The sequence below is a fragment of the Streptomyces sp. NPDC006012 genome (genome assembly GCF_042871185.1).
Taxonomy (GTDB): Bacteria; Actinomycetota; Actinomycetes; order Streptomycetales; family Streptomycetaceae; genus Streptomyces.
Map to the genome: position 1 here is coordinate 193,341 of NZ_JBIAIE010000004.1, position 23,186 is coordinate 216,526.

At 70.8% G+C, this 23,186-nt stretch carries 24 protein-coding genes; 12 read left to right on the forward strand and 12 right to left on the reverse strand.

What is annotated here, in order from left to right; genetic code table 11:
* Positions 1 to 4 precede the first annotated feature (4 nt).
* Together ACFYPJ_RS10320 and ACFYPJ_RS10325 are read right to left on the reverse strand one after the other, a co-directional pair.
* Complete coding sequence (locus ACFYPJ_RS10320; RefSeq protein ID WP_389013426.1) at positions 5 to 970, reverse strand: zinc-binding dehydrogenase; 966 nt, start codon at positions 968 to 970, stop codon at positions 5 to 7.
* 348 nt (positions 971 to 1,318) lie between these two features.
* On the reverse strand, positions 1,319 to 2,542 hold the full coding sequence (locus ACFYPJ_RS10325; RefSeq protein ID WP_389013429.1) for an NADP-dependent malic enzyme: 1,224 nt from the start codon (positions 2,540 to 2,542) through the stop codon (positions 1,319 to 1,321).
* A gap of 761 nt (positions 2,543 to 3,303) precedes the next feature.
* On the opposite strand from ACFYPJ_RS10325, the gene ACFYPJ_RS10330 reads away from it, so the two are divergent.
* The 3 genes from ACFYPJ_RS10330 to ACFYPJ_RS10340 are packed head-to-tail and all read left to right on the forward strand — an operon-like array spanning position 3,304 to position 6,040.
* A complete protein-coding gene (locus tag ACFYPJ_RS10330) occupies positions 3,304 to 4,260 on the forward strand; it encodes an ABC transporter substrate-binding protein (RefSeq protein ID WP_389013432.1) in 957 nt (318 codons plus the stop codon).
* 53 nt (positions 4,261 to 4,313) lie between these two features.
* Positions 4,314 to 5,243 (forward strand): amino acid ABC transporter permease, encoded by a 930-nt coding sequence (locus ACFYPJ_RS10335; protein ID WP_389013435.1) that lies wholly within the window; start codon positions 4,314 to 4,316, stop codon positions 5,241 to 5,243.
* Entirely contained in the window at positions 5,240 to 6,040 is an 801-nt protein-coding gene (locus ACFYPJ_RS10340) for an amino acid ABC transporter ATP-binding protein (RefSeq protein ID WP_389013438.1), read from the forward strand. The genes ACFYPJ_RS10335 and ACFYPJ_RS10340 overlap by 4 nt, the downstream gene beginning before the upstream one ends.
* Positions 6,041 to 6,522: 482 nt before the next feature.
* On the opposite strand, the gene ACFYPJ_RS10345 is transcribed toward ACFYPJ_RS10340, so the two are convergent.
* Complete coding sequence (locus tag ACFYPJ_RS10345) at positions 6,523 to 7,293, reverse strand: class I SAM-dependent methyltransferase (protein WP_389013440.1); 771 nt, start codon at positions 7,291 to 7,293, stop codon at positions 6,523 to 6,525.
* Positions 7,294 to 7,393: 100 nt separating this feature from the next.
* Between ACFYPJ_RS10345 and ACFYPJ_RS10350 the strand changes: the two genes are divergently transcribed.
* Complete coding sequence (locus tag ACFYPJ_RS10350; RefSeq protein ID WP_389013442.1) at positions 7,394 to 8,023, forward strand: CGNR zinc finger domain-containing protein; 630 nt, start codon at positions 7,394 to 7,396, stop codon at positions 8,021 to 8,023.
* On the opposite strand, the gene sodX is transcribed toward ACFYPJ_RS10350, so the two are convergent.
* Positions 7,927 to 8,358, reverse strand: coding sequence for a nickel-type superoxide dismutase maturation protease (gene sodX / locus ACFYPJ_RS10355; protein ID WP_389014011.1), 432 nt, complete (start codon positions 8,356 to 8,358; stop codon positions 7,927 to 7,929). The genes ACFYPJ_RS10350 and sodX overlap by 97 nt on opposite strands.
* Before the next feature lie 145 nt (positions 8,359 to 8,503).
* On the opposite strand from sodX, the gene sodN reads away from it, so the two are divergent.
* Positions 8,504 to 8,899, forward strand: a complete 396-nt coding sequence (gene sodN / locus ACFYPJ_RS10360) for a superoxide dismutase, Ni (protein ID WP_389013445.1) — start codon at positions 8,504 to 8,506, stop codon at positions 8,897 to 8,899.
* 554 nt (positions 8,900 to 9,453) lie between these two features.
* Here sodN and ACFYPJ_RS10365 read toward each other — a convergent pair.
* The 5 genes from ACFYPJ_RS10365 to ACFYPJ_RS10385 form a co-directional block, all read right to left on the reverse strand.
* A complete protein-coding gene (locus tag ACFYPJ_RS10365; RefSeq protein ID WP_389013447.1) occupies positions 9,454 to 9,765 on the reverse strand; it encodes a hypothetical protein in 312 nt (103 codons plus the stop codon).
* Complete coding sequence (locus ACFYPJ_RS10370; protein ID WP_389013450.1) at positions 9,762 to 10,094, reverse strand: DUF952 domain-containing protein; 333 nt, start codon at positions 10,092 to 10,094, stop codon at positions 9,762 to 9,764. Before ACFYPJ_RS10370 ends, ACFYPJ_RS10365 begins: the two co-directional genes overlap by 4 nt.
* 93 nt (positions 10,095 to 10,187) lie before the next feature.
* Positions 10,188 to 10,385: a hypothetical protein gene (locus tag ACFYPJ_RS10375; RefSeq protein WP_389013452.1), complete on the reverse strand. Its 198-nt coding sequence runs from the start codon at positions 10,383 to 10,385 to the stop codon at positions 10,188 to 10,190.
* A gap of 241 nt (positions 10,386 to 10,626) precedes the next feature.
* Complete coding sequence (locus ACFYPJ_RS10380) at positions 10,627 to 11,766, reverse strand: family 2 encapsulin nanocompartment cargo protein polyprenyl transferase (RefSeq protein ID WP_389013455.1); 1,140 nt, start codon at positions 11,764 to 11,766, stop codon at positions 10,627 to 10,629.
* A gap of 112 nt (positions 11,767 to 11,878) precedes the next feature.
* Entirely contained in the window at positions 11,879 to 13,285 is a 1,407-nt protein-coding gene (locus ACFYPJ_RS10385) for a family 2B encapsulin nanocompartment shell protein (RefSeq protein ID WP_389013457.1), read from the reverse strand.
* Positions 13,286 to 13,668: 383 nt separating this feature from the next.
* On the opposite strand from ACFYPJ_RS10385, the gene ACFYPJ_RS10390 reads away from it, so the two are divergent.
* Complete coding sequence (locus ACFYPJ_RS10390; protein ID WP_389013460.1) at positions 13,669 to 14,262, forward strand: N-acetylmuramoyl-L-alanine amidase; 594 nt, start codon at positions 13,669 to 13,671, stop codon at positions 14,260 to 14,262.
* A 145-nt stretch (positions 14,263 to 14,407) separates the two neighbouring features.
* The gene (locus tag ACFYPJ_RS10395; RefSeq protein ID WP_389013463.1) at positions 14,408 to 15,307 is read left to right on the forward strand and encodes a 1-aminocyclopropane-1-carboxylate deaminase/D-cysteine desulfhydrase; all 900 of its coding nucleotides are present in this window, start codon (positions 14,408 to 14,410) and stop codon (positions 15,305 to 15,307) included.
* 141 nt (positions 15,308 to 15,448) lie between these two features.
* On the opposite strand, the gene ACFYPJ_RS10400 is transcribed toward ACFYPJ_RS10395, so the two are convergent.
* A complete protein-coding gene (locus ACFYPJ_RS10400) occupies positions 15,449 to 17,044 on the reverse strand; it encodes a Na+/H+ antiporter (protein ID WP_389013467.1) in 1,596 nt (531 codons plus the stop codon).
* Between the two features lie 61 nt (positions 17,045 to 17,105).
* Between ACFYPJ_RS10400 and ACFYPJ_RS10405 the strand changes: the two genes are divergently transcribed.
* The 3 genes from ACFYPJ_RS10405 to ACFYPJ_RS10415 all read left to right on the forward strand — a co-directional run bounded on the left by ACFYPJ_RS10405 (position 17,106) and on the right by ACFYPJ_RS10415 (position 19,132).
* Positions 17,106 to 17,366 carry a UBP-type zinc finger domain-containing protein gene (locus tag ACFYPJ_RS10405; RefSeq protein WP_389013470.1) on the forward strand — a complete coding sequence of 87 codons (261 nt, stop codon included), beginning with the start codon at positions 17,106 to 17,108 and terminating at the stop codon, positions 17,364 to 17,366.
* Between the two features lie 261 nt (positions 17,367 to 17,627).
* The gene (locus ACFYPJ_RS10410; RefSeq protein ID WP_389013472.1) at positions 17,628 to 18,041 is read left to right on the forward strand and encodes an anti-sigma regulatory factor; all 414 of its coding nucleotides are present in this window, start codon (positions 17,628 to 17,630) and stop codon (positions 18,039 to 18,041) included.
* Between the two features lie 17 nt (positions 18,042 to 18,058).
* Positions 18,059 to 19,132 carry an RNA polymerase sigma factor SigF gene (locus ACFYPJ_RS10415; protein ID WP_389013475.1) on the forward strand — a complete coding sequence of 358 codons (1,074 nt, stop codon included), beginning with the start codon at positions 18,059 to 18,061 and terminating at the stop codon, positions 19,130 to 19,132.
* Between the two features lie 206 nt (positions 19,133 to 19,338).
* Here ACFYPJ_RS10415 and ACFYPJ_RS10420 read toward each other — a convergent pair whose 3' ends face one another.
* Positions 19,339 to 19,788 carry a hypothetical protein gene (locus tag ACFYPJ_RS10420; protein ID WP_389013477.1) on the reverse strand — a complete coding sequence of 150 codons (450 nt, stop codon included), beginning with the start codon at positions 19,786 to 19,788 and terminating at the stop codon, positions 19,339 to 19,341.
* A gap of 116 nt (positions 19,789 to 19,904) precedes the next feature.
* On the opposite strand from ACFYPJ_RS10420, the gene ACFYPJ_RS10425 reads away from it, so the two are divergent.
* A complete protein-coding gene (locus ACFYPJ_RS10425; RefSeq protein ID WP_389013479.1) occupies positions 19,905 to 20,873 on the forward strand; it encodes a diacylglycerol/lipid kinase family protein in 969 nt (322 codons plus the stop codon).
* Positions 20,874 to 21,191: 318 nt separating this feature from the next.
* A complete protein-coding gene (locus ACFYPJ_RS10430; protein ID WP_003992873.1) occupies positions 21,192 to 21,449 on the forward strand; it encodes a WhiB family transcriptional regulator in 258 nt (85 codons plus the stop codon).
* A gap of 237 nt (positions 21,450 to 21,686) precedes the next feature.
* On the opposite strand, the gene ACFYPJ_RS10435 is transcribed toward ACFYPJ_RS10430, so the two are convergent.
* Positions 21,687 to 23,153: a sensor histidine kinase gene (locus tag ACFYPJ_RS10435; protein ID WP_389014013.1), complete on the reverse strand. Its 1,467-nt coding sequence runs from the start codon at positions 23,151 to 23,153 to the stop codon at positions 21,687 to 21,689.
* Positions 23,154 to 23,186 lie beyond the last annotated feature (33 nt).

A 23,186-nucleotide genomic window follows, 5' to 3' on the forward strand; every position in this document is an offset into this window, starting at 1 on the left:
GCGGTCAGCCGTTGGTGAGCACGATCTTCCCGAACTGGTTTCCTGACTCCAGCCGTTCGAATCCCTCGCGGGCACGGTCCAGCGGCAGCACCTCGTCGATGACGGGGCGGACGCCGGTGGCGGCGCAGAAGGAGAGCAGGTCCTCCAGCTCGTCCTTGGTGCCCATGGTCGAGCCGACGACCTTGAGCTCCAGGAAGAAGATCCGGGTCAGCTCGGCGTGGGAGGGCCGGTCGCCGCTGGTGGCCCCGGAGATGACGATCGTGCCGCCGGGCCGCAGGGACTTGACCGAGTGGGACCAGGTGGCGGCGCCGACGGTCTCGATCACAGCGTCCACGCGCTGCGGCAGCCGCGCGCCCGACTCCACCGCCTCCACGGCGCCCAGCTCCACGGCCCGCTTGCGCTTCGCCTCGTCCCGGCTGGTGGCGAAGACCCGCAGCCCCGCCGCCTTGCCGAGCACGATCGCGGCCGTGGCGACCCCGCCGCCCGCGCCCTGCACGAGAACCGAGTCACCCGGCCGTACCCCGGCGTTGGTGAACAGCATGCGGTACGCCGTCAGCCAGGCCGTGGGCAGACAGGCGGCCTCCTCGAAGGACAGCTCCTTGGGCTTCGGCAGGATGTTCCAGGTGGGGACGGCCACCTGCTCCGCGAAGGTGCCCTGGTAGCGCTCGGTGAGGATGGACCGGGGTTCCTTGGGGCCGACGCCGTGGCCGGTCTGGCCGATGACGGAGTGCAGGACGACCTCGTTGCCCTCCTCGTCGACGCCGGCGGCGTCACAGCCGAGGATCATCGGCAGCCGGTTCTCCGGGAGGCCGACGCCCCGAAGCGACCAGAGGTCGTGATGGTTGAGGGAGGCGGCCCTGACGTCGACGGTGCTCCAGCCGGGGCGGGCCTCGGGGGCCGGGCGCTCCCCCAACTCAAGGCCGGAGAGCGGCTGGTCAGGGTCGATACGGGTGGCGTAGACAGCGAACATGGGCTTGACGATAGGTTCCCCGCCCCATACACGGAACCAGGCAGCGCTGTGACACATGCCTTCTTGCGCGCCGAGACGCCTCGGGGCTCCGCACCCTGCCCGCCGGCCCCGGAACCAGGACCAGGACCAGGACGGACGAGGGCAGGGTGTCCTGCACGCATGCACGTTTCCACCGGCACCCGTCCGACGACACGAACAGCTCACCGGCATCCGCCGACGGGAGCCCGGCGACCGAGTGCGGGCGAGACGGGTGCCGGCGAGAAAAGCCACTCGCCGACACCCGTCCACTGACATGCCCCGACCGACACCCAGGCTCACGCGCCCGCGCGCTGACGCAGCCGCGCGACCTCAGTGGCGGGCGACGCCCTCCGCCCGGGCCGCCGCGGCCACCGCCGCCGTCACCGCGGGGGCGACCCGCTCGTCGAACGGCGAGGGGATGACGTAGTCGGCGGCGAGATCGTCGCCGACGACCGCCGCCAGCGCCTCCGCCGCCGCGAGCTTCATCCCCTCGGTGATCCGGGAGGCCCGCACCTGGAGCGCGCCCGCGAAGATCCCGGGGAAGGCCAGCACGTTGTTGATCTGGTTCGGGAAGTCCGACCGGCCGGTCGCGACGACCGCCGCGTACTTGTGCGCGACGTCCGGGTGCACCTCGGGATCCGGGTTGGCCATCGCGAACACGAAGGCCCCCTTCGCCATCGAGGCCACCGCCGCCTCCGGGACCGTACCGCCGGAGACGCCGATGAAGACGTCCGCGCCCGCCAGCGCGTCCTCCAGGGAACCCGTGAGGCCCGCCTTGTTGGTGAACCCGGCGAGCTCCCGCTTGACCGGCGTCAGGTCGGCCCGGTCGGCCGACACGACGCCCTTGCGGTCGGCCACCGCCACGTCCCCGATCCCGGCCTCGACCAGCATCTTGGCAATGGCGACCCCGGCCGCCCCGGCGCCCGAGATGACCACCCGCAGGTTTCCGATCTCCCGTCGGCTCAGCCGCGCCGCGTTGCGCAGCGCGGCCAGGGTGACGACGGCCGTCCCGTGCTGGTCGTCGTGGAAGACGGGGATGTCCAGCCGTTCCTGGAGCCTGCGCTCGATCTCGAAGCAGCGCGGCGCGGAGATGTCCTCCAGGTTCACCCCGCCGAAGGACGGCGCGAGGCGGACCACGGTCTCCACGATCTCGTCGGCGTCCGTGCAGTCGAGCGCGATCGGCACCGCGTCGACCCCGCCGAACTGCTTGAACAGGATCGCCTTCCCCTCCATCACCGGAAGGGACGCCTGGGGACCGATGTCCCCGAGTCCGAGGACGGCCGTGCCGTCGGTGACGACGGCCACCACGGACGACTTCCACGTGTAGTCGTTGACCAGTTCCGGCCGCTCCGCGATCGCGGTGCACACGCGCGCGACACCGGGCGTGTAGGCGAGGGACAGGTCGTCCTTGTCACGGACCGGCACGGTGGCCTGCACGGCCATCTTGCCGCCGCGGTGAAGTGCGAAGGCCGGGTCGAAGGAATCGAGGGGCCCGGCCCCGCCGTCCTGATCCGCCTTGCTGTCGCTGCGAGGATTGACGATCTCCGCTGCCACTTGTTTACCCCTTAAGTGTTCATGGTGTGAGGGTGAGGGCCACTCCTGGTGAAGAGTGGGCGGGACCGCATACGACCCGGCTGACCTGTGCGTACGGGTCGTACGCGACGAGCGCGCCGCACACGCGCCCGGGAGCCCCGGATGAGGGGTGTAAAGAACCTTCTTACCCGACGGACGGGTCCGACGACGAGTTCACTGGGCAGCGGGCCGTCTCTGGGTACAGGGCCACGCTTCGTGGCGTGGCGCGCCGCACCGCGAAAAGAGACGATCTGAAGAGACGGCCTGAAGAGACCGCCCGACGGGACCGTCGGAAGACACCGCTCGAAGACGACGGCGCAAGCCCGAAATCGACGACCCAAGCCCGAGGACCGCGCCCCAAGCCCGAGGACGACACCTGCCTGCACCGCCCCGACGCCACCGCCCCGGCGGCTCGGGCCGCGGCGGGGGTCCGTCCGTGCGGAGGTCCGCCCGCACGACGACCGGCACCGGCACCGGCACCGGCACGCATTGATCACATGGCGAGACGCGCCGCAGATGTTCCGGACTTGTTCCGGTAGCCACGAAGGATGTCCGTAATCGGTCCGATTCGATGGAGCGACCTGCACGGTTCGAGGATCACCCGTTATCCGATTTTGACATAGTCGGTCGCCTGATTGGCGTAGCCACAGTGGCAAGATGCGTTAACCCACGAGGTCGCGACACCCAAAGGTGTGTGTTCTCGTCGACCCATCGGCATCATCATCCACTAGCCGGAGGAACCCATGGCCGCTCGCCCCACCCGTCGCACAACCGCCGCGCACTCCCGGCTAGCAGCGGCCGGTGCGATAGCGGTCGCAGGCACGCTGCTGCTGGCCGGCTGCGGTGACCAGACCGACAAGGGCGGCGACTCCACCGGTTCCTCCGCCTCGGCACCGCTCGCCGCCAAGCTCCCCAAGGACATCCGGGACGCGGGTGTCATCAAGGTGGGCTCGGACATCGCCTACCCGCCCGTGGAGTACATGCAGGACGGCAAGGCCGTGGGCATCGACCCGGACATCGCGGACGCCCTCGGCAAGCAGCTGGGCGTGAAGTTCGAGTTCCAGAACGGCAAGTTCGACAACCTCGTCGTCGGCATGCAGGCGAACCGGTTCAACGTGATCATGTCCGCGATGAACGACACGAAGGCCCGCCAGGACGGCATCGACTCGAACACCGGCCAGAAGGTCGGCGACGGTGTCGACTTCGTCGACTACTTCACGGCCGGCACCGCGATCCTCGTCCAGAAGGGCAACCCGAAGGGCATCAAGTCGCTGGACGACCTGTGCGGCAAGGTCGTGGCCCTGCAGAAGGCCACCACGTCCGAGGACATCGCCAAGGCGCAGACCAAGAAGTGCACGCAGGACGGCAAGAAGGCGATCACGCTCCAGACCTTCGACACCGACCCCGAGGCCCTGCTCCGCCTCAAGCAGGGCGCGTCCGTGGCGGACCTCAACGACTTCCCGGTCGCGGCCTACAACGCCAAGACCTCCGGTGGCGGCAAGGACTTCGAGGTCATCGGCGACCAGATCGAGGCCGGCCCGTACGGCATCGGCGTCAGCAAGAAGAACACCCAGCTGCGCGACGCCCTCCAGGCCGCCATGGCGGCCATCATCAAGAACGGCGAGTACGGCAAGATCATGGAGAAGTGGAACGTCACGGCGGGCGCCGTGACCGAGGCCAAGATCAACGGCGGTTCCTGAACGTCCGGCAGTACTGAACGAGCGAAGTACTGAAGGACTGAAGGGCAGCCACCGTGTCTGACACCGCCGACAAGATTCCGGCGCCGACCGTTCCGCCGGAGCAGATCAAGGCCATCCCGGTACGCCACTACGGCCGTTGGGTGGCCGGAGTGCTGGTCATCGCCGTCCTGGTGCTGATCGGCATGGCCTTCTCCAACGCGAAGATCAACTACAGCGTCATCCCGAAGTACCTGACGGACGGGACGATCCTCTCCGGGGCCTGGCACACGCTGTACATCTCCGTGCTCGCCATGGCGCTGGGCCTGGTCCTGGGCGTCGTCCTCGCCGTGATGCGGATGTCGTCGAACCCGGTGACCAGCACGGTCGCCTGGTTCTACGTCTGGTTCTTCCGCGGCACCCCGGTCCTGGTCCAACTGCTGCTCTGGTACAACATCTCGCTGGTGTTCCCCATCCTCAACCTGGGGTTCTACAAGGACGAGATGAACCAGGTCATGACGCCGTTCCTGACCGCGCTGCTGGGTCTCGGCCTGAACGAGGCCGCGTACATGTCGGAGATCGTCCGGGCCGGCATCCAGTCGGTGGACCTGGGCCAGACGGAGGCGTCGCACGCGCTGGGCATGACCCAGGGCAAGACGCTGCGGCGGGTGATCCTCCCGCAGGCGATGCGGGTGATCGTGCCGCCGACCGGCAACGAGTACATCAACATGCTGAAGACCTCGTCGCTCGCCTACGCGGTCCAGTTCAACGAACTGATCAAGCGGGCCACGGACATCTCCAGCACCTCGCTGGCCGTCGTCGAGATGTATTTCGTGGCGTCGATCTGGTACCTGATCCTCACCACGGTGTTCAGCATCGCGCAGTACTACGTGGAACGCCGTTACGCCCGCGGTTCGTCCCGCAGCCTGCCGCCGACACCGTTGCAGAGGCTCAGGAAGAACCTCCGCCTGTTCGGTTCGTTCCGTCGCCCGGAGGTGGCCCGATGAGCACTCTCAGCAAGGACACCGGCGGCGGCGCGGCCGGCGGGCCGATGGTCAGGGCCGAGGGCGTGCACAAGTCCTTCGGGCTCTCGCACATCCTCAAGGGCATCGACCTGGAGGTGAACCCGCGCGAGGTGTTCTGCATCATCGGACCCTCCGGCTCGGGCAAGTCCACCTTCCTGCGGTGCATCAACCACCTGGAGAAGATCAGCGCCGGACGGCTCTACGTCGACGGCGACCTCGTCGGCTACCGGCAGCGCGGCGACAAGCTCTACGAACTGAAGGAGCGGGAGGTCGCGGCGCAGCGACGGAACATCGGCATGGTGTTCCAGCGCTTCAACCTCTTCCCGCACATGACGGCGCTGGAGAACGTCATGGAGGCGCCGGTCCAGGTCAAGGGCGAGTCCAAGGCCGTCGCCCGGGAGCGGGCGCAGCGGCTGCTCGACCGGGTGGGGCTCGGCGACCGCACCGGTCACTACCCGGCCCAGCTCTCCGGCGGCCAGCAGCAGCGCGTGGCCATCGCCCGTGCCCTGGCGATGGAGCCCAAGCTGATGCTGTTCGACGAGCCGACCTCGGCCCTCGACCCGGAGCTGGTCGGCGAGGTGCTCGACGTGATGCGGGACCTCGCCGAGGACGGCATGACGATGATCGTCGTCACGCACGAGATGGGCTTCGCCCGTGAGGTCGGGGACTCGCTGGTGTTCATGGACGACGGGGTGGTGGTCGAGTCCGGCCATCCGCGCGACGTCCTGACCGACCCCCAGCACGAGCGCACGAGGGCCTTCCTGTCGAAGGTGCTCTGAGTCCTTCCTGCCGGAGGAGGTGCTCTGACTCCTCGGAGTCCTCTGAATCATCGGAGTCCTCTGAATCATCGGAGTCCTCTGAGTCATCGGAGCCCTCTGAGTCATCGGAGCGCTCCGCCCGAAGGTGCGCCGAGCGCTCCGCCCGAAGGCGGTCACCAGGCTCCAGGGGCTCCGCCGGAAGGCGGTCTCCGTGCTCCAGGCGTGCTCCACGCCGAAGCGGTCACCGGGGGCTGCAGGCAGTTCCTCGCCGAGGTGGTCACCGGGCTCCGAGCGGCGCCGCGCGAAGGCAGTCTCGCGGCCGGCCCCGCGGCGGGTCTCGCAGCCGGTCCCGCGGCGGACGACGACGGGCCGGCGGCACCGCCGGCCCGTCACAGACCGCTGACCGGCATGTCGCTGGCCCGGGCCCCGGGCACACCCGGGGCCCCACCACGGGGCCGGCCCCACCTACGGGCCCCGCCCCCGCCGCCCCGGGTACCGTCCGGCTACTTGAGCGCGAGCAGCAGCGTGTCGGAGGGCGAGCACCACACCGGGCGGGCCTCCGCGAAGCCCTTCTCGCGCAGTACGCGCGCGTGCCACGCAGCCGGCGGCATGTCGCCGTCGGCGTGCTCGCCGTAGATCTCGAAACGGCGGGCCGTCGGTCCGGCCAGGACCGGATCGTTCGCGGCCAGCTGCCACCACTCGGCCCAGTCGAGGGCGCCGGCGCTCTTGGCCTGATCCATGCGGGCGTGCCGCTGAGCGCGCTCGGCGGCGTTGATCCGGGGCGTGGTGTCGTCGATCATGTGGTCCGCGTTCATGAAGACACCGCCGTCGCGCACGAGGTCCGCGACACGACCGTAGAGGGCCGCGAGGGGGTCGCCGTGCAGCCAATGAAGGGCAGTGGCAGTCAGGACCGCGTCGTACGAGTCGTACGGCAGCAGCGACGGCCACTGCGGGTCCTTGAGGTCGGCGGTGACGAGGCTGACCCGTTCGTCGCCCGCGAAGGTGCCCTCGGCGATGGCGAGCAGCGCCGGGTCGAGGTCGACGCCGGTGCTGGTGGCCTGCGGGAAGCGCGTGAGCAGCCGGGCGGTGATGCTGCCGGTGCCGCAGGCGAGGTCGAGCACGCGCGGCGCGGTGCCGACGCAGGTCTCCACCATGTCGAGCATGATCGTGAAGCGTTCCTCGCGGTCGGGCATGTACCACTCCTGCTGCCGGTCCCAGCTCTCCTGCCAGGCCCGCCAGTCGGCGCCTGTGGCGACCGCGTACGCGTCCGTCATCGCAACCCCTCCACCGCGAAGGTCCGTAATACCCTGAAAGGGCGATCGTCTCTTACCCGATCGCATCCCCGACGATAGAGCTCCACCGTAAGGACTACAAGTGGAACTGGCCTATTACTCGGACTACGCCGTGCGCCTCGTCAACAGCGAGGAGCCGCTCCGGGGCAAGGACGCGCTCACCACGGTCGAGGCCGTCCGCGGCCTGTTCGGCGTCAACCAGTCGGCGGGCCGCCGCGCGACCGACGCCGACGTCACCCGCTTCCGCTCGGTGCGGGCCCGGTTGCGCGCCGTCTTCGAGGCCGCCGATCAGGGCGACGAAACACTGGCGGTCGACCTGCTGAACTCGCTGCTGCTGGAATTCCCGGTCAGCCCGCAGATCTCCGGCCACGATCACCGGGACGACGACGGCCGCCCGCTGTGGCACATGCACCTCGCCGACCACCCGTCGAACGCCACCGCGGGCTACGCGGCGACCGCCGCCATGGGACTGGCCTTCCACCTGACCGAGTACGGCGTGGACCGCCTGGGTCTGTGCCAGGCGGCTCCCTGCCGCAACGCCTACCTGGACACCTCGACCAACCGCTCCCGGCGCTACTGCTCGGACCGCTGTGCCACGCGCGCCAACGTGGCCGCCTACCGCGCGCGCAAACGTCTGGAGGCCGACCGGTCCGAGAACACCGGCCTGACCGCCGACCAGGCCCAGCCCACCAGTGCCAGCGGCGAACGCTGATCCTGTCTGCGCGGCCGCAGCCGCAGCCGGACCCGGCCGAGGACCAGTTCCTCCGGCACGACCCCGTAGTCGGTGCTGTCACCGCCCGCGTACGTGTTGTCCCCCAGCACCCACCAGCCGCCCTCGCGGCGTTCCACGGCACGCTTGACGACGAGCAGATCCTGCTGGAAGGGGTGGCGCAGGACCACGATGTCGCCTGGCCTGATCCGGGCGCCGTACCGCAGCACGAGCCAGTCCCCGTGATACAGCGTGGGCACCATGGACGGCCCCGACACCTCGGCCAGCCCGAAGGGCACGGCCCTCCCCCGGTCGATCTCCTGCGACAGCTCCGGCATCGCCGGCACCTCCCCGGTCCGTTCCTCCACCAGTCCCAGTCTGACCCTGGACTTTTGTCCTAAGCCCAAGGGGGCACTCGCGAAATCCCGCTTCTCAGGGAGTAATGTCCCACCTGAGAAGACGATCACGAGGAAGGAATGCTCCATGCTTTCCCGCCTGTTTGCCCCCAAGGTCAAGGTCAGCGCGCACTGCGACCTGCCCTGCGGCGTGTACGACCCGGCCCAGGCCCGCATCGAGGCGGAGTCGGTGAAGGCCGTCCAGGAAAAGATGGCCGGCAACGACGACCCGCACTTCCAGGCGCGTGCCACCGTCATCAAGGAGCAGCGCGCCGAGCTGGCGAAGCACCACGTCTCCGTGCTGTGGAGCGACTACTTCAAGCCGCCGCACTTCGAGAAGTACCCGGAGCTGCACCAGCTGGTCAACGACGCCCTGAAGGCCCTCTCGGCCGCCAAGGCGTCCAAGGACCCGGCGACGGGCCAGAAGGCCCTGGACTACATCGCCCAGATCGACAAGATCTTCTGGGAGACCAAGAAGGCCTGATCTCCTCATGCCTTCCGACCTGCGATTTCTTTGATCGCCTGGTCTCCCTTTCCGCACCCGGTCCCCGGGGCGCCGATCACGGTGTCCTGCTGGGGCCGGGTGCGGTTTTCTGTTCCGCGGCCCGGCCTGGCCCGGCCGCCTACGGTCAGCGCATGCGTGTCCGCTGGACCTACGCCGTCGTCGACCGGCCCGCCGGCTGCCCGCCGTTCGCGTACGACGCCGAGTGCGCCTTCTGGGCCGGACTGACCGGCTGGGAGCCGCCGGCCGGCTCGCTTCCCGAGTTCCGGGTACTGCGGCCGCCGCCGGGTCTGCCCGTCCGGATCCTGCTCCAGCGGCTCGCGGACGAGTGGCCCGCCGCCGCCCATCCCGGCCTGGCCTGGCCTGCGCGGACGTCGCGGCGGCCCGGGCGTGCCCGAGGCACACGGCGCCGCCGTCGTGGCCCACGGTCCGCACGGGACGGTGCTGCGCGACCCGGCGGGCGGCCGGTACTGCCTGACCCGGCGGGATCCGGAGACGGACGGTCCGCCGCCAGGGGTCTCCGCCGCCGCCAGGGGTCAGTGACGAGACAGGCTCGCGTACGCGCAGACCATGACGCCCGGTCCGGTGGGCAGGGACGAGGGCAGACTCGACGGTGCGGCCGGCGGAGCCGACGGCAGGGCGGGGGGCGTGGGCGGGCACCCGCTGTCGTCCCCGTCCGCCGCGGGCGGCGGTGCGGGCGTGGTCCGGGTCCGCTCCCAGACGTAGGGCTCCCGGGGGCCGGTCCCGGCCTGGAGCCAGAGGGTGAGCCCTCCCCCGCCGGCCACGGCCAGCGCCCACAGCGCCATCGCCCAGCGCCAGGTCCGGCGCCGTCCCCCCGGCACCGTCACGCCCAGGGCTCCACGTCCACCACGGCCGCGACCGGCACCGGTCCGTAGACGTGCGGGAACTCCTCGCCGTCCGGCTCCACCGCCTCCCACCGCACCGGTACGCCGAGGAGCGCCGGGTCCACGACCAGGACCACCAGGTCCTCGGGACGGTCGTACGAGCCGTACAGGAAGGCCGCCACGCGCGGGAGTTGGGCGCGGGAGGAGAAGTGGATGAACCCCACCTCCCGCAGCGTGCGGCCGCGGGTGGACATCTCATACGTGCCGCGCTCGCGGGCCGCGTCCCACAGGGCACGTTCCGTGATGTGGAGGATGTACGGGAGTTTCGGCATGGGGTCACGCTACGGCCTCCCCCCGGGCCGCCCGTGCCCGCGAGCGGTGCCCCCGCCGCCCGCCGGGACCGGAACGGCCCGGCGGGGCCCGGATCAGTGCCGCTTCGCGGGGTTCTCCCGCGGTCCGCGGTGGGTTCGCTCGTCGGCGGGACCGGCGCAGGCCGCGCAGTGGGGGTTGTGGCACGGGCCGGGGCCCCACACCGGAACCCAGGCGCCCAGGGTCTTGTGCCGCTTGACGACCGTTTTGACCGGCTGTCCGCAGACGGGACAGGTGTGTTCCTCGCTGTCCATGCCGACAGCGTAGGGCGGGCCCGGGACCGGCGCCCGCTGTGGCGGGTCCGGGGCCCGCCTGCTCCCGTCGCGCCCGGCCCTGCGGGAGTAGATCGACGGGAGTGGACGGGAGAAGACTGGTCCCGCGCGCCGCTGAGTGCACGGGACCGGCCGGGCCGGAGCCGTCGGGGGACGTGCGGGGTCAGGAGCCGCACACTCCCGTGCTGGCTCGGGGGCCTTTTCGCAGGCGGGCCGGTGCGCCTCAGCTGCTGCGCCGGGTGACGAACTCGGCCAGCGCGAGCAGGCCCCCGGCCGCCTCCGGATCGGGAACCGCGCGGACCAGTTCCTGCATCGCCCGGGACATCCGGTCGGCCGCCTGGACCTGGGCCCAGTCCCGGCCGCCCGCACGCTCCACGGCCTGCGCGGTCCGCTCCAGATCCTGCTCGTCGTACGGCCGTCCGTACAGCTCGGCCAGCTCGGCCGCCGCCGGGGTGCCGGACGTCAGGGCCGCGACCACCGGCAGGGACTTCTTGCGGACGGCTAGGTCGGCGCCGGCCGACTTGCCGGTGCGCTCCGGGTCACCCCATATCCCGATGACGTCGTCGATCAGCTGGAAGGCGAGCCCGGCCTGACGTCCGAACGCGTCCAGCGCCGCGACCACTTCGTCGTCCGCGCCCGCGTAGAGCCCGCCGACAGCGCAGGCGCAACCGATCAGCGCGCCGGTCTTGGCCTCGGCCATGACGAGCACCTCGTCGAGGCGGACCTCGTCGGGGGCGCGCTGCTCCATCGCCGTGTCCGCGTGCTGGCCCTCGCACAGCTCGACCACGCAGTCCGCGAGCCGGGCGGCGGCGGCCCGGGCCGCCGGATGCGGGTCCTCGGCGAGCAGCCGCAGGGCCAGTGCCTGCAAGGCGTCCCCGGCGAGGATCGCGTCGGGGACGCCGAACACCGTCCATGCCGTGGGCCGGTGCCTGCGTGAGGTGTCCCGGTCCATCACGTCGTCGTGCAGCAGGGTGAAGTTGTGCACCAGCTCCACCGCCGCGGCGGCCCGCAGGACCGCCGTGCGCGCCCCGGATCCGCCGAGTGCCGAGGCCGCGGTGAGGACCAGCGCGGGCCGGATGGCCTTGCCCGCGTTGCCCGCCGCCGGCGTGCCGTCCGCGTGCTCCCAGCCGAAGTGGTAGCGCGCGATCCGGCCCATGGCGCCGGGCAGCGACTCGACAGCGGCCCGCAGTTCGGGGTCGACCGACCCCCGGGCCCGGTCCAGGATGGCCGTGGCCTCGTGTCCGTCGGCCGCGGGCCCGCCCTCCCGGCCGCCACGCCGTGGCCGGTCCCCCGGCGCCGACGGGTCACCGGGCCGGGGCTCTCCGGCAGGGCACTGCTTCGCCTCCGTCACGAACTCGGCCATGGCTCCCCCTCGCGGAGTCCGCGGACAGTGGCGGTGCCACCCCGGCTGGGCTGGTGTCCCGAGGGTGTTCCCGCCCGGGTGGGCGGGAACACGGCCGCAAAGTGCGGAAACGTCACCTCCACCGGCCGATCTCGACGTTCTCCATGACGCCGAGCGCGTCCGGTACCAGGACCGCCGCCGAGTAGTAGGCCGTCACCAGGTAGTTGATGATGGCCTGCTCGTTGATGCCCATGAAGCGGACCGACAGGCTCGGCTCGATCTCGTCCGGGATACCGGACTGCCGCAGGCCGATGACGCCCTGGTCGTCCTCGCCGGTACGCATGGCGATGATCGAGGTCGTCCGCGCCTCACTGATCGGGATCTTGTTGCACGGGTAGACCGGCACCCCGCGCCAGGTCGGGATGCGGTTGCCGCCGATGTCCACGGTCTCCGGGACGAGCCCGCGCTTGTTCAGTTCGCGGCCGAACGCGGAGATCGCGCGCGGGTGGGCGAGGAACAGCTTGGTGCCGCGCCGCCGGCTGAGCAGCTCGTCCATGTCGTCCGGGCCCGGTACGCCGTCGTGCGGCTGGATCCGCTGGTCGTACTCGCAGTTGTGCAGCAGGCCGAACTCGCGGTTGTTGACCAGTTCGTGCTCCTGGCGCTCCTTCAACGCCTCCACGGTGAGCCGCAACTGCTGCTCGGTCTGGTTCATCGGCTGGTTGTACAGGTCGGCCACGCGGCTGTGGATGCGCAGCACCGTCTGGGCGATGCTCAGCTCGTACTCACGTGGCTTCGCCTCGTAGTCGACGAAGGTGTGCGGGATGTCCGGCTCGCCGGTGTGGCCCGCCGCGAGGTCGACCGCCTTCTCGCCGTATTTGTTGGTGCGCTGGGCGGGGATGGCACGCAACTGCCGCAGGTGCTCGCGCAGGGAGTCCGAGCGCTCCGCGACCTGTTCGAAGTCCTGACGGGACAGCATCAGCACGGTGCACGTCGTGCCCGCGCGGGCCGTGTACTCCCAGATGGCGTCCGGGTCGAGCAGCGCCTGGTCGCCGAAGTAGGCGCCGTCGGCGAGGACCCCGAGGACCGCGTCGTCGCCGTACGGACCCGTGCCCAGCTTCTCCACCCTGCCGTGCGCCAGCAGGTACACCTCGTCGGTCTGGCTGCCGAACGAGGCGATCACCTCGCCGGGGGCGAAGTCCCGCTGACGGCAGCGCTGGGCCAGTTCGGAGAGGACGTCACCGTCCTCGTACGCCCGCAGGGCCGGCAGTTCGCCCAGTTCGGCAGGGATCACCTCGACGCGGTCGCCGGTCTTCACAAAGGTGATGCGGCCGTCTCCGACCGCGTACGTCAGCCGCCGGTTCACGCGGTACGTGCCACCCTGCACATTCACCCAGGGAAGCGTCCGCAGCAGCCAGCGGGAGCTGATCTCCTGCATCTGGGGCGCGGACTTGGTGGTGGTGGCCAGGTTCCGCGCTGCCGCCGTGTCCAGAGACTGCTGCGGCCTGCCCTGATCCGTGCGGACCTCTTCGCCTACCGACATAGAGAATTGCCCTCCCAGTCTGCACCGGCACCGAACTGCGCCGGGCATCGGCCTTGCTCGCGACCAGCCTCCAGCACGGAGGGTTGCCACACCATTACCCGAAAGAGCGGGAATGGATCATCGCATTAGTGGGCAGAAGGAGGGCTCTTTCACGCCGGGCGGCGCCGGGCGTGCACGGTGTCCGGATCAACTCGGCACCCGGACCGAGGCGATGTCCGGATCGGCGTGATGCTCGGTTGGACTCGGCGCCCGGATCAACTCGGTGTCCGAATCGAGTCGCACACCACCCGAACGAAGTAGCCAAGACGCCTGATGTCACTAAAACTTACCGTAGCCGATCGGTCGCAACAAGTGACTGCAGGCCCGGTGTGAAGGAGGCGTCCATGGCCTCACCCATGTCCGCGACCCGTTTTCGGGACACTCTGAGAGCCGCGGGTGTCACGGTCGTCGAAGTCGGCGACTGGAAACATCACAATCGCAACCACAAGGGGCCGTGGGGGCCCGTCCACGGGGTGATGATCCACCACACGGTGACCCGGGGCAGCGCCCTGACCGTGGACATCTGCCGGGACGGGCACGCCGAACTGCCGGGCCCGCTGTGCCACGCCGTGATCACCAAGGACGGCCGGGTCCATCTCGTCGGCTACGGCCGCGCCAACCACGCGGGGCTCGGCGACGACGACGTGCTGCGCGCGGTGATCGCCGAGCAGCCGCTGCCCGCCGACCACGAGTCCGACACCGACGGCAACCGCTATTTCTACGGCTTCGAGTGCGAGAACCTCGGCGACGGGAAGGATCCGTGGCCCGCGGCCCAGCTGCGGGCGATCGAGAAGGTGTCCGCGGCGATCTGCCGCCACCACGGCTGGACGGAACGTTCCGTCATCGGCCATCTGGAGTGGCAGCCGGGCAAGGTGGACCCCCGTGGCTTCACCATGGGCTGGCTGCGAAAACGCGTCCGGGAACGCCTGAAGGGCTGACCGCCCGAAGCGCCTGAACGAACGGCCGGCGGGGCCGCCCCGGATCCCGGCTCCCCGGTCCCGGTCCCGCGTCCCTCAGTCCTGTCTTCCCCCGTCCCCCGCGTTCCTCCGGGGCCGCTGTCCGGCGCCCGGCGACAATGGTGCGATGGTCGGTCGTGTGTCTCTCGCTGCTCGTCTTCCGTCGCCCACCGAGGCCGTCGGTGACCGCCGGTTCGCCCGGCACGGTGTCCGGCTGCTGCTCAAGCGCGACGACCTGATCCACCCCGAGCTGACCGGCAACAAATGGCGCAAGCTGGGACCGAATCTGGCCGCGGCGAAGGGGCGGACGATCGTCACCTTCGGCGGGGCCTACTCCAACCACCTGCGGGCCACGGCCGCCGCGGGCCGCCTGCTCGGCCTGCCCACGGTCGGCGTGGTCCGCGGCGACGAACTGGCCGGCCGTCCCCTGAACCCCTCCCTGGCGCGGTGCGCGGCCGACGGTATGCGTCTGCACTTCGTCGACAGATCGACGTACCGCGGGAAGACGGACCCGCGCACCCTCGGCGCCCTGCTGCACGCGACGGGCGCCGAGGACGCGTACGTCGTCCCGGAGGGCGGCAGCAACGCCGAAGCCGTGCGCGGCTGCCAGGCCCTGGGGGAGGAACTGCGCGGCCACGCCGACGTCGTCGCGGTCGCCTGCGGCACCGGCGGCACGCTGGCCGGGCTCGCCGCCGGACTCGCGCCCGGACAGCGTGCCCTGGGCATACCGGTCCTCAGAGGCGGGTTCCTGGCCGCCGAGGTGCACGCCCTCCAGGAGGGCGCCTTCGGTGCCCGCCGCGGCTCCTGGTCGCTCGACGACCGCTTCCACTGCGGCGGCTACGCCCGCACCAGCCCCGAACTCGACGCCTTCGCCGAGGACTTCGAGCAGCGTCACGGCCTGCCGGTGGAACGTCTGTATGTCGCCAAGTTGCTCCATGGGCTGCTCGCCCTGACGGAGGAGGGCGCCTTCCCGCCCGGTACGACCGTCGCGGCCGTGATCACAGGCCGGCCCTTCCCCGAACCGTAGGCGGTCCGCCGCGGCCGGGGCATGACGGAGCGGCCGGCCACGGCGGCACCTGGCCAGTCAAGGCGGCACCGTGGCCGGTCACGCGTTCTCCGCGGCCTCTGCGGCGCCACCGAGCCACCCCGCCCGGCGGCCCGGCGGCGGCTAGGCCGCCTCCCGGTACGCCGCCGCCTCCTCCAGGTCCAGCCTGCGCAGCAGCGTGCGCAGCATCTCGTCGTCGATGTAGCGGCCGTCCCGCAGCCGTACGAAGACGTCGCGTTCGGCGCTGATCATCTCCCGGGAGAGCCTGCGGTAGGTGTCGTCGCTGCTCTCCCCGGTCACCGGGTTGACCGCGCCGAGCCGTTCCCAGACGGCGTTGCGGCGGCGTTCCAGGACCGCGCGGAGGCGGTCGGCGAGCGGCGGCGGCAGTGCGTTGCGCTCGTCGGAGAGCAGTTCGTCGAGGCGTGCCTCCGCGGCCCGGGACGCCTGCGCCTGGGCGTTGGCCTCGGTCAAGGTCTCCGCCTGCGGGTCGCGGCCGGGGAAGTCCAGCAACCGGATCAGCGGGGGCAGCGACAGGCCCTGCACCACCAGCGTCCCGATGACCGTCGTGAAGGTCAGGAAGAGGATCAGGTTGCGCTGCGGGAAGGGGTGTCCGCCGTGCACGGTGAGCGGGATCGAGAAGGCGATGGCCAGCGACACCACACCGCGCATCCCGGCCCACGCCGTGACCATCGCGCCCCGCCAGGTGGGTTTCGGCTCGCGCTGCCGGATCCGCGCGGACAGCAGCGGCGGCAGGAACGCCGCCGGATACACCCATACGAACCGGGCGGCGACCACCAGCAGGAAGAGGACGGCCGCGTACCCCGCGGCCGCGACGCCCTCGTACGCGCCGAGCCCGCTGAGGACGACCGGCAGTTGCAGTCCGATCAGGGCGAAGACCGCCGACTCCAGTACGAAGGCGACCATCCGCCAGACCGCGTCCTCCTGGAGCCGGGTGGCGAAGTCGACCTCCCACGCGCGGTGTCCCAGATAGAGCGCGACCACCACGACCGCGAGCACCCCGGAGGCGTGCACCTGCTCGGCGACGCTGTAGGCGACGAACGGGATCAGCAGGGAGAGCGTGTTCTGCAGCAGGGGTTCCTTCAGATGCGTACGCAACCAGTGCAGCGGCGCCATCAGCACCAGGCCGATGCCGACGCCGCCGACGGCCGCGAGCAGGAACTCGCCGATCCCGCCGAGCCAGGTGGCGCCCTCGCCGACGGCCGCCGCGAGGGCCACCCGGTACGCGGTGATCGCGGTGGCGTCGTTCAGCAGGGACTCGCCCTGGAGGATGGTGGTGATCCGGGCGGGCAGCCCGACCCGGCGCGCGACCGCCGTCGCCGCGACCGCGTCCGGCGGCGCCACCACCGCGCCCAGCACCAGGGCGGCGGTCAGCGGCATGCCGGGCACGATCAGATAGACCGCCCAGCCGACGACGAACGTCGCGAACAGCACGTACCCCACCGAGAGCAGCGCCACGGGCCGCAGCTGCGCCCGCAGGTCGAGGTACGAGCTGTCGCTCGCCGAGGTGTACAGCAGCGGGGGCAGCAGGAGCGGAAGGACGACATCGGGGGCGAGGGTGTACCCGGGCACCCCGGGTACGTACGAAACCGCCAGGCCGACCGCGACCAGCAGCAGCGGCGCGGGCACCGCGGTGCGCCGGGCCGCCCCGGCCACCGCCGCACTGCCCGCCACCAGCAACAGCAGCGGCATCACGTCCATGTCCTCGCCCCGCCCTCGTATTCCGCGCGGCCAGCCGCACACCCGTCGTAATCTGGCAATCATGAAACAGTGCACGCACGCCGACGCGCTGCCGCACCCGGAGCCGGGCCCCCAGAGCGGGACCTGCCCGGAGTGTCTCGCACAGGGCACGCATCCGGTGCAACTGCGGCTCTGCCTGAGCTGTGGCCACGTCGGCTGCTGCGACTCGTCGCCGGGGAGACACGCGACGGAGCACCACGAGCGGTCCGGCCATCCGGTGATGCGGACCTTCGAGCCGGGCGAGGACTGGCGCTGGTGCTTCGTCGACCACGTCCTCGTGTGACACTGCATGTCGACGGCCGGTTCGGACGGTTCGGCCGTCTGACGCCTGGGTACGTCAACCCGGCGCGCGCTCTTCCCATTTGGGCCCGCAGCCCCCTAGACACGGAGCGTATTCACAGCTTACCGTGAGTGACGCCAGGGGGTTGGGGTCGCGGGGACAGAATGTTCCGAGCGCGATAGCGTCACCGCTGAACCAGGAACCGCGTTACCCCCGAGGGGCGTCCCTCGGCCCTGTAAAGCTTGTACCACCTTGGAGGTGAGGGTGTCCCAGATCGCAGGCGAACCCGCGACCCAGGACTTCGTGGAAGTCCGGCTGCCGGCTGCGGGTGCCTACCTGTCGGTGCTGCGGACGGCCACGGCCGGACTCGCCGCCCGCTTGGACTTCACCCTGGACGAGATCGAGGATCTGCGCATCGCGGTGGACGAGGCATGCGCGATCCTGCTGCAGCAGGCCGTGCCCGGCTCGGTGCTCAGCTGCGTCTTCCGCCTCGTCGACGACTCGCTGGAGGTCACGGTGTCGGCGCCGACCACGGACGGGAACGCGCCCTCGCGGGACACCTTCGCCTGGACCGTGCTGTCGGCTCTGGCGGGCAAGGTCTCGTCGGCCGTCGACGAGGACAAGACCGTGTCGATCAGCCTGTACAAACAGCGCGGCGCGGGACCCGGGCCGGCGTGAGGAACGGGGACGGGCCGATGCGGGACGAGGAGCGCGGCACACGGGAGCTGCCCGCCACGGGCGAGGTCGCCCCGAGCGGATCTCGGCGCACGGCGGACGGCATCGACGGCATCCCCGAACAGGCCAGGCCGCATCCGGAGGACCACTCCGAGCAGGCCGGCCGGGACGGTGCCATGCAGAGCGCGCCTTCGGCGGGACGGACCGGGGTCGCCTCTCCGGTCCGGGCGGAGGCCAGGGCTCGGGGAAAGAACACGGGCGGGACGATGAGCGAGCACGAGCGATACTCCGGGGACGACGCGCCGGGCGCCCAGGGCGTTTCCCGCACGCAGCACGATCCTCAGGACCGCAGCGGGGCGCGCGCCATGTTCGTCGAGCTGCGCGGGCTCAAGGACGGCAGTCCCGAGTACGCGGAGCTGCGCAACCGGCTGGTCCGGATGCACCTGCCGCTCGTCGAGCACCTTGCGCGCCGGTTCCGCAATCGCGGCGAGCCGCTGGACGACCTCACCCAGGTCGCGACCATCGGCCTGATCAAATCCGTGGACCGGTTCGATCCGGAGCGCGGGGTGGAATTCTCGACGTACGCGACGCCCACGGTCGTCGGCGAGATCAAACGGCACTTCCGGGACAAGGGCTGGGCGGTGCGCGTCCCGCGGCGGCTGCAGGAGCTGCGGCTCGCGCTCACCACAGCGACGGCGGAGCTGTCGCAGCAGCACGGCCGCTCCCCCACCGTGCACGAGCTGGCCGAGAAGCTGGCGATCTCGGAGGAAGAGGTCCTGGAGGGGCTGGAATCGGCCAACGCCTACTCCACGCTCTCCCTGGACGTCCCCGACACCGACGACGAGTCCCCCGCGGTGGCCGACACGCTCGGGGCGGAGGACGAGGCGCTGGAGGGTGTCGAGTACCGCGAGTCGCTCAAACCCCTGCTCGAAGACCTCCCGCCGCGCGAGAAGCGGATCCTTCTCCTTCGGTTCTTCGGCAACATGACCCAGTCGCAGATCGCGCAGGAGGTCGGCATCTCCCAGATGCACGTCTCCCGCCTGCTGGCCCGGACGCTGGCCCAGCTCCGGGAGAAGCTGCTCGTGGAGGAGTAGGCCCGCGGGCACTCTCGCCGACGGCGGGAGCCGGTCGTACGGTCGCGGCGGCGGCCCTCAGTGGAAACGGGCCCGAGCCCGAAGGCGCAACCCGCCGGGGAACAGGGCCCGCCCCTCGGCGGCCTCCACCGCGCCACCAGGTCCGGCCACCCACCCGTGCACCGATCCCGTACGGCTCCCCGCCGCGGCCTCCCCGGACAGAACCCTCAGGGCTCCTCCCGGCGGCCCGGGCCGCGGATCCCGAGGGCCTGTGTGGTCTCGGAGTTGATCAGCAGGACCAGCGCCGCCACCGCCACCACCGCGAGGACGATGCCCGCCGGGATGGCCACGCTGTCGGCCGTGAGCAGGCTGTAGGCGATGGGCAGGGCCATGAGTTGGGTGATCACGGCGGGCCCCCGGCTCCAACTGCGGCGCAGCAGCAGCCCGCGCGCCGCGAGCAGCGGCAGCAGGGCCAGCACGATCAGGGTGATGCCCAGCGTGACGGCCCCCTGCCGGTCGTCCGGGGTACCGACGAGCCCGCGGACCAACGTCCACACGCCCCCGGCCAGCAGCGCGGCCCCCTCCAGTGCGGACACCGCCGCCGCCCAGGTCAGCCGGCGCGGACGGGGGCCGTCGGCGGCCACGGGGTCCGGGGTGGGGGTCTGCTCACTGCTCACCCCAGCAGGGTAGCCGTCGCCGTACCGCGCCCGGTGTCCAGGCCCGCGCCGCCGCCTCTTACCGGATCCCTACCTCGCTCTGGGCCCGGTACCACCCAGTAGGTACGCTGCACCCCATGCGTGCACTACTCGTGGTCAATCCGGCGGCAACCACCACAAGCGCACGTACGCGTGACGTACTGATCCACGCTCTGGCCAGTCAGATGAAGCTGGAGGCGGTCACCACCGAGTACCGGGGGCACGCGCGCGACCTCGGCCGGCAGGCCGCGGACAGCAACGACATCGACCTGGTCGTGGCGCTCGGCGGCGACGGCACCGTCAACGAGGTCGTCAACGGCCTGCTGCACGACGGCCCCGACCCCGAGCGGCTGCCGGGCCTCGCGGTGGTCCCCGGCGGATCCACCAACGTCTTCGCCCGTGCGCTCGGCCTGCCCAATGACCCGGTCGAGGCCACCGGCGCCCTGCTGGACGCCGTGACCATGGGGCGCCGGCGTGTCGTAGGGCTCGGGCTCGCCGCGGGCACCCCGGGCACCGAGGACGAGTCGGTCCCGGCCCGCTGGTTCACCTTCAACGCGGGGCTCGGTTTCGACGCGGGCGTCGTGGGCCGGGTCGAGCAGCAGCGCGAACTCGGCAAGACCTCGACCCACGCCCTGTATGTGCGCCAGGTGCTGCGGCAGTTCCTCGGAGATTCGAATCGCAGGCGCGGCACGATCACGCTGGAACGCGAAGGCGCGGACCCGATCAGGGATCTTGTCGTGGCGATAGTGTCCAACACGTCTCCCTGGACGTATCTCGGCAATCGCCCGATGTATACGTCGCCTAAGGCTGCGTTCGACAAAGGCATCGACGTATTGGGGCTCAGCCGCCTGTCCGCGGCCTCGGTTGCCCGCTATGGCACCCAGTTGCTCACTTCGTCCCCCGAGCGCGGACCCCAGGGCAAGCATGCCGTGTCCCTGCACGACATGGACCGCTTCACCTTGCAATCGAAGGTGCCACTGCCCCTTCAGATGGACGGCGACCATCTCGGACTGCGTACGAGCGTGACGTTCACAGGCGTACGCCGGGCACTGCGTGTGATTGTGTGAGCGGAATGGGCCAAAGTCCTTTCACTCGAACGTTTAGGCCAGGCTCCACCCCATGGAAGTACGGCTGTGACCTAGTCGACACCGAGGAATCAAAAAAAACTTTTCGGAAGGGGTTGTATCCGCCGCTGAGGTTTGCGAGTCTCTACGTGGCGATCGGGACGGCTTGAAACACCAGCCTCCATTGATCACCGGAACCCCTCTTCACACCACAGGACCACGCCAGGGAACCTGGCGGTCGGCCCTTCACTTGTTGAGGGATTCGTGAAAGCGTTCACATTCACAAGCAATCCGCACGTCATATCAAGAGAGGTAGCAGCCATGGACTGGCGTCACAACGCCGTTTGCCGCGAGGAAGACCCCGAGCTGTTCTTCCCCATCGGCAACACCGGTCCTGCGCTGCTGCAGATCGAGGAAGCCAAGGCCGTCTGCCGTCGCTGCCCGGTTATCGAGCAGTGTCTGCAGTGGGCGCTTGAGTCCGGTCAGGACTCCGGCGTCTGGGGTGGTCTCAGCGAGGACGAGCGCCGCGCCATGAAGCGCCGCGCCGCTCGCAACCGGGCCCGTCAGGCCTCCGCCTGACACTCCCACCCCGTAGGACGGCCTGAGCTTGGCGGCGCGTGCAGCGAGTACGCATCTCCCGCCCCCGAGCCGCAGCGCGCAGTACCCCCGATGCGCTTGAGAACCACCGCAACGAGCAAATGGCCTCGGACCCGACCAGGGTCCGGGGTCTTTTGCTGTGCGGGGCGGGGCCGCTGCCCGGCCCGGTGATGACGCCCGGGCCCGTCGGCTCCCGGCCCGCGAACGCGCCGTCCGCCGCTACTTCTGCGCCGGTACCGGAATGTCCAGAATCACCCGCGTCCCCCGTTCGGGCGCAGGCACCATATCGAACGTACCGCCCAACTCTCCCTCGACCAGGGTTCGTACGATCTGCAGACCGAGGTTGCCCGAGCGGTGCGGGTCGAAGCCCTCGGGGAGACCGACGCCGTCGTCCTGGACGGTGACGAGCAGCCGGGCCTCCTTGGGGGAGCCGCCGCGGACCGCCGACACCTCGACCGTTCCGGTGTCGCCCTCGCGGAAGCCGTGTTCGACGGCGTTCTGCAGGGCCTCGGTGAGGACCATCGACAGCGGGGTCGCCACCTCCGCGTCGAGGATGCCGAAGTGTCCGGTGCGTCTGCCGGTCACCTTGCCCGGCGATATCTCGGCGACCATCGCGAGCACGCGGTCGGCGATCTCGTCGAACTCGACGCGCTCGTCCAGGTTCTGGGAGAGCGTCTCGTGCACGATCGCGATGGACCCGACCCGCCGCACCGCCTCCTCCAGCGCCTCCCGGCCGCGCTCCGACTCGATGCGCCGGGCCTGCAGGCGCAGCAGCGCGGCGACCGTCTGGAGGTTGTTCTTCACCCGGTGGTGGATCTCCCGGATGGTCGCGTCCTTGGTCATCAACTCGCGTTCGCGGCGCCGCAGTTCGGTGACGTCCCGGAGCAGCACCAGCGAACCGACCCGGACGCCCTTCGGTTTGAGCGGGATCGCCCGGAACTGGATCACCCCGTCGCCCGACTCGATCTCGAACTCACGGGGCGCCCACCCGCTGGCGACCTTGGCCAGCGCCTCGTCCACCGGTCCCCGGGTCGGCGCGAGATCGGCGGTGGTGCGGCCGAGGTGGTGGCCGAGCAGGTCGGCGGCGAGGCCGAGCCGGTGGTAGGCGGAGAGGGCGTTCGGGGAGGCGTACTGGACGACGCCGTCCGCGTCGAGCCGGATCAGGCCGTCGCCGACCCGCGGCGAGGCGTCCATGTCGACCTGCTGGTCCGGGAACGGGAAGGAGCCCGCCGCGATCATCTGCGCCAGGTCGGAGGCGCTCTGCAGATAGGTCAGCTCAAGACGGCTCGGGGTGCGCACGGTCAGCAGGTTGGTGTTGCGGGCGATGACGCCGAGGACCCGTGACGCCCGGCGCACCGGGATCGACTCGACCCGGACCGGGACCTCCTCGCGCCACTCCGGGTCGCCCTCGCGCACGATCCGGCCCTCGTCCAGCGCCACGTCCAGCATGGGCCGCCGGCCGCGCGGGACGAGGTGGCCGACCATGTCGTCCTGGTAGGAGGTCGGCCCGGTGTTCGGACGCATCTGGGCGACCGAGACGTACCGGGTGCCGTCCTCGGTGGGAACCCACAGCACCAGGTCGGCGAAGGAGAGGTCGGAGAGCAGTTGCCACTCCGAGACCAGCAGGTGCAGCCATTCGAGATCGGAGTCGTCGAGGGCCGTGTGCTGACGTACGAGTTCGTTCATGGAGGGCACATCTGCGAGCGTACCCGGCGGTCT

Excerpts from the sequence above, each read along its gene's own strand:
- sodN (WP_389013445.1), top strand. The coding sequence starts at position 8,504 with ATGCTTTCCCGCCTGTTTGCCCCCAAGGTCAAGGTCAGCGCGCACTGC.
- ACFYPJ_RS10375 (WP_389013452.1), bottom strand. The coding sequence starts at position 10,385 with ATGGACAGCGAGGAACACACCTGTCCCGTCTGCGGACAGCCGGTCAAA.
- ACFYPJ_RS10425 (WP_389013479.1), top strand. The coding sequence starts at position 19,905 with ATGCGTGCACTACTCGTGGTCAATCCGGCGGCAACCACCACAAGCGCA.
- ACFYPJ_RS10430 (WP_003992873.1), top strand. The coding sequence starts at position 21,192 with ATGGACTGGCGTCACAACGCCGTTTGCCGCGAGGAAGACCCCGAGCTG.
- ACFYPJ_RS10380 (WP_389013455.1), bottom strand. The coding sequence starts at position 11,766 with ATGGCCGAGTTCGTGACGGAGGCGAAGCAGTGCCCTGCCGGAGAGCCC.
- ACFYPJ_RS10395 (WP_389013463.1), top strand. The coding sequence starts at position 14,408 with ATGGTCGGTCGTGTGTCTCTCGCTGCTCGTCTTCCGTCGCCCACCGAG.
- ACFYPJ_RS10340 (WP_389013438.1), top strand. The coding sequence starts at position 5,240 with ATGAGCACTCTCAGCAAGGACACCGGCGGCGGCGCGGCCGGCGGGCCG.
- ACFYPJ_RS10435 (WP_389014013.1), bottom strand. The coding sequence starts at position 23,153 with ATGAACGAACTCGTACGTCAGCACACGGCCCTCGACGACTCCGATCTC.
- ACFYPJ_RS10370 (WP_389013450.1), bottom strand. The coding sequence starts at position 10,094 with ATGCCGAAACTCCCGTACATCCTCCACATCACGGAACGTGCCCTGTGG.
- ACFYPJ_RS10385 (WP_389013457.1), bottom strand. The coding sequence starts at position 13,285 with ATGTCGGTAGGCGAAGAGGTCCGCACGGATCAGGGCAGGCCGCAGCAG.
- ACFYPJ_RS10390 (WP_389013460.1), top strand. The coding sequence starts at position 13,669 with ATGGCCTCACCCATGTCCGCGACCCGTTTTCGGGACACTCTGAGAGCC.
- ACFYPJ_RS10330 (WP_389013432.1), top strand. The coding sequence starts at position 3,304 with ATGGCCGCTCGCCCCACCCGTCGCACAACCGCCGCGCACTCCCGGCTA.
- ACFYPJ_RS10320 (WP_389013426.1), bottom strand. The coding sequence starts at position 970 with ATGTTCGCTGTCTACGCCACCCGTATCGACCCTGACCAGCCGCTCTCC.
- ACFYPJ_RS10400 (WP_389013467.1), bottom strand. The coding sequence starts at position 17,044 with ATGGACGTGATGCCGCTGCTGTTGCTGGTGGCGGGCAGTGCGGCGGTG.
- sodX (WP_389014011.1), bottom strand. The coding sequence starts at position 8,358 with ATGCCGGAGCTGTCGCAGGAGATCGACCGGGGGAGGGCCGTGCCCTTC.
- ACFYPJ_RS10405 (WP_389013470.1), top strand. The coding sequence starts at position 17,106 with ATGAAACAGTGCACGCACGCCGACGCGCTGCCGCACCCGGAGCCGGGC.
- ACFYPJ_RS10345 (WP_389013440.1), bottom strand. The coding sequence starts at position 7,293 with ATGACGGACGCGTACGCGGTCGCCACAGGCGCCGACTGGCGGGCCTGG.
- ACFYPJ_RS10415 (WP_389013475.1), top strand. The coding sequence starts at position 18,059 with ATGCGGGACGAGGAGCGCGGCACACGGGAGCTGCCCGCCACGGGCGAG.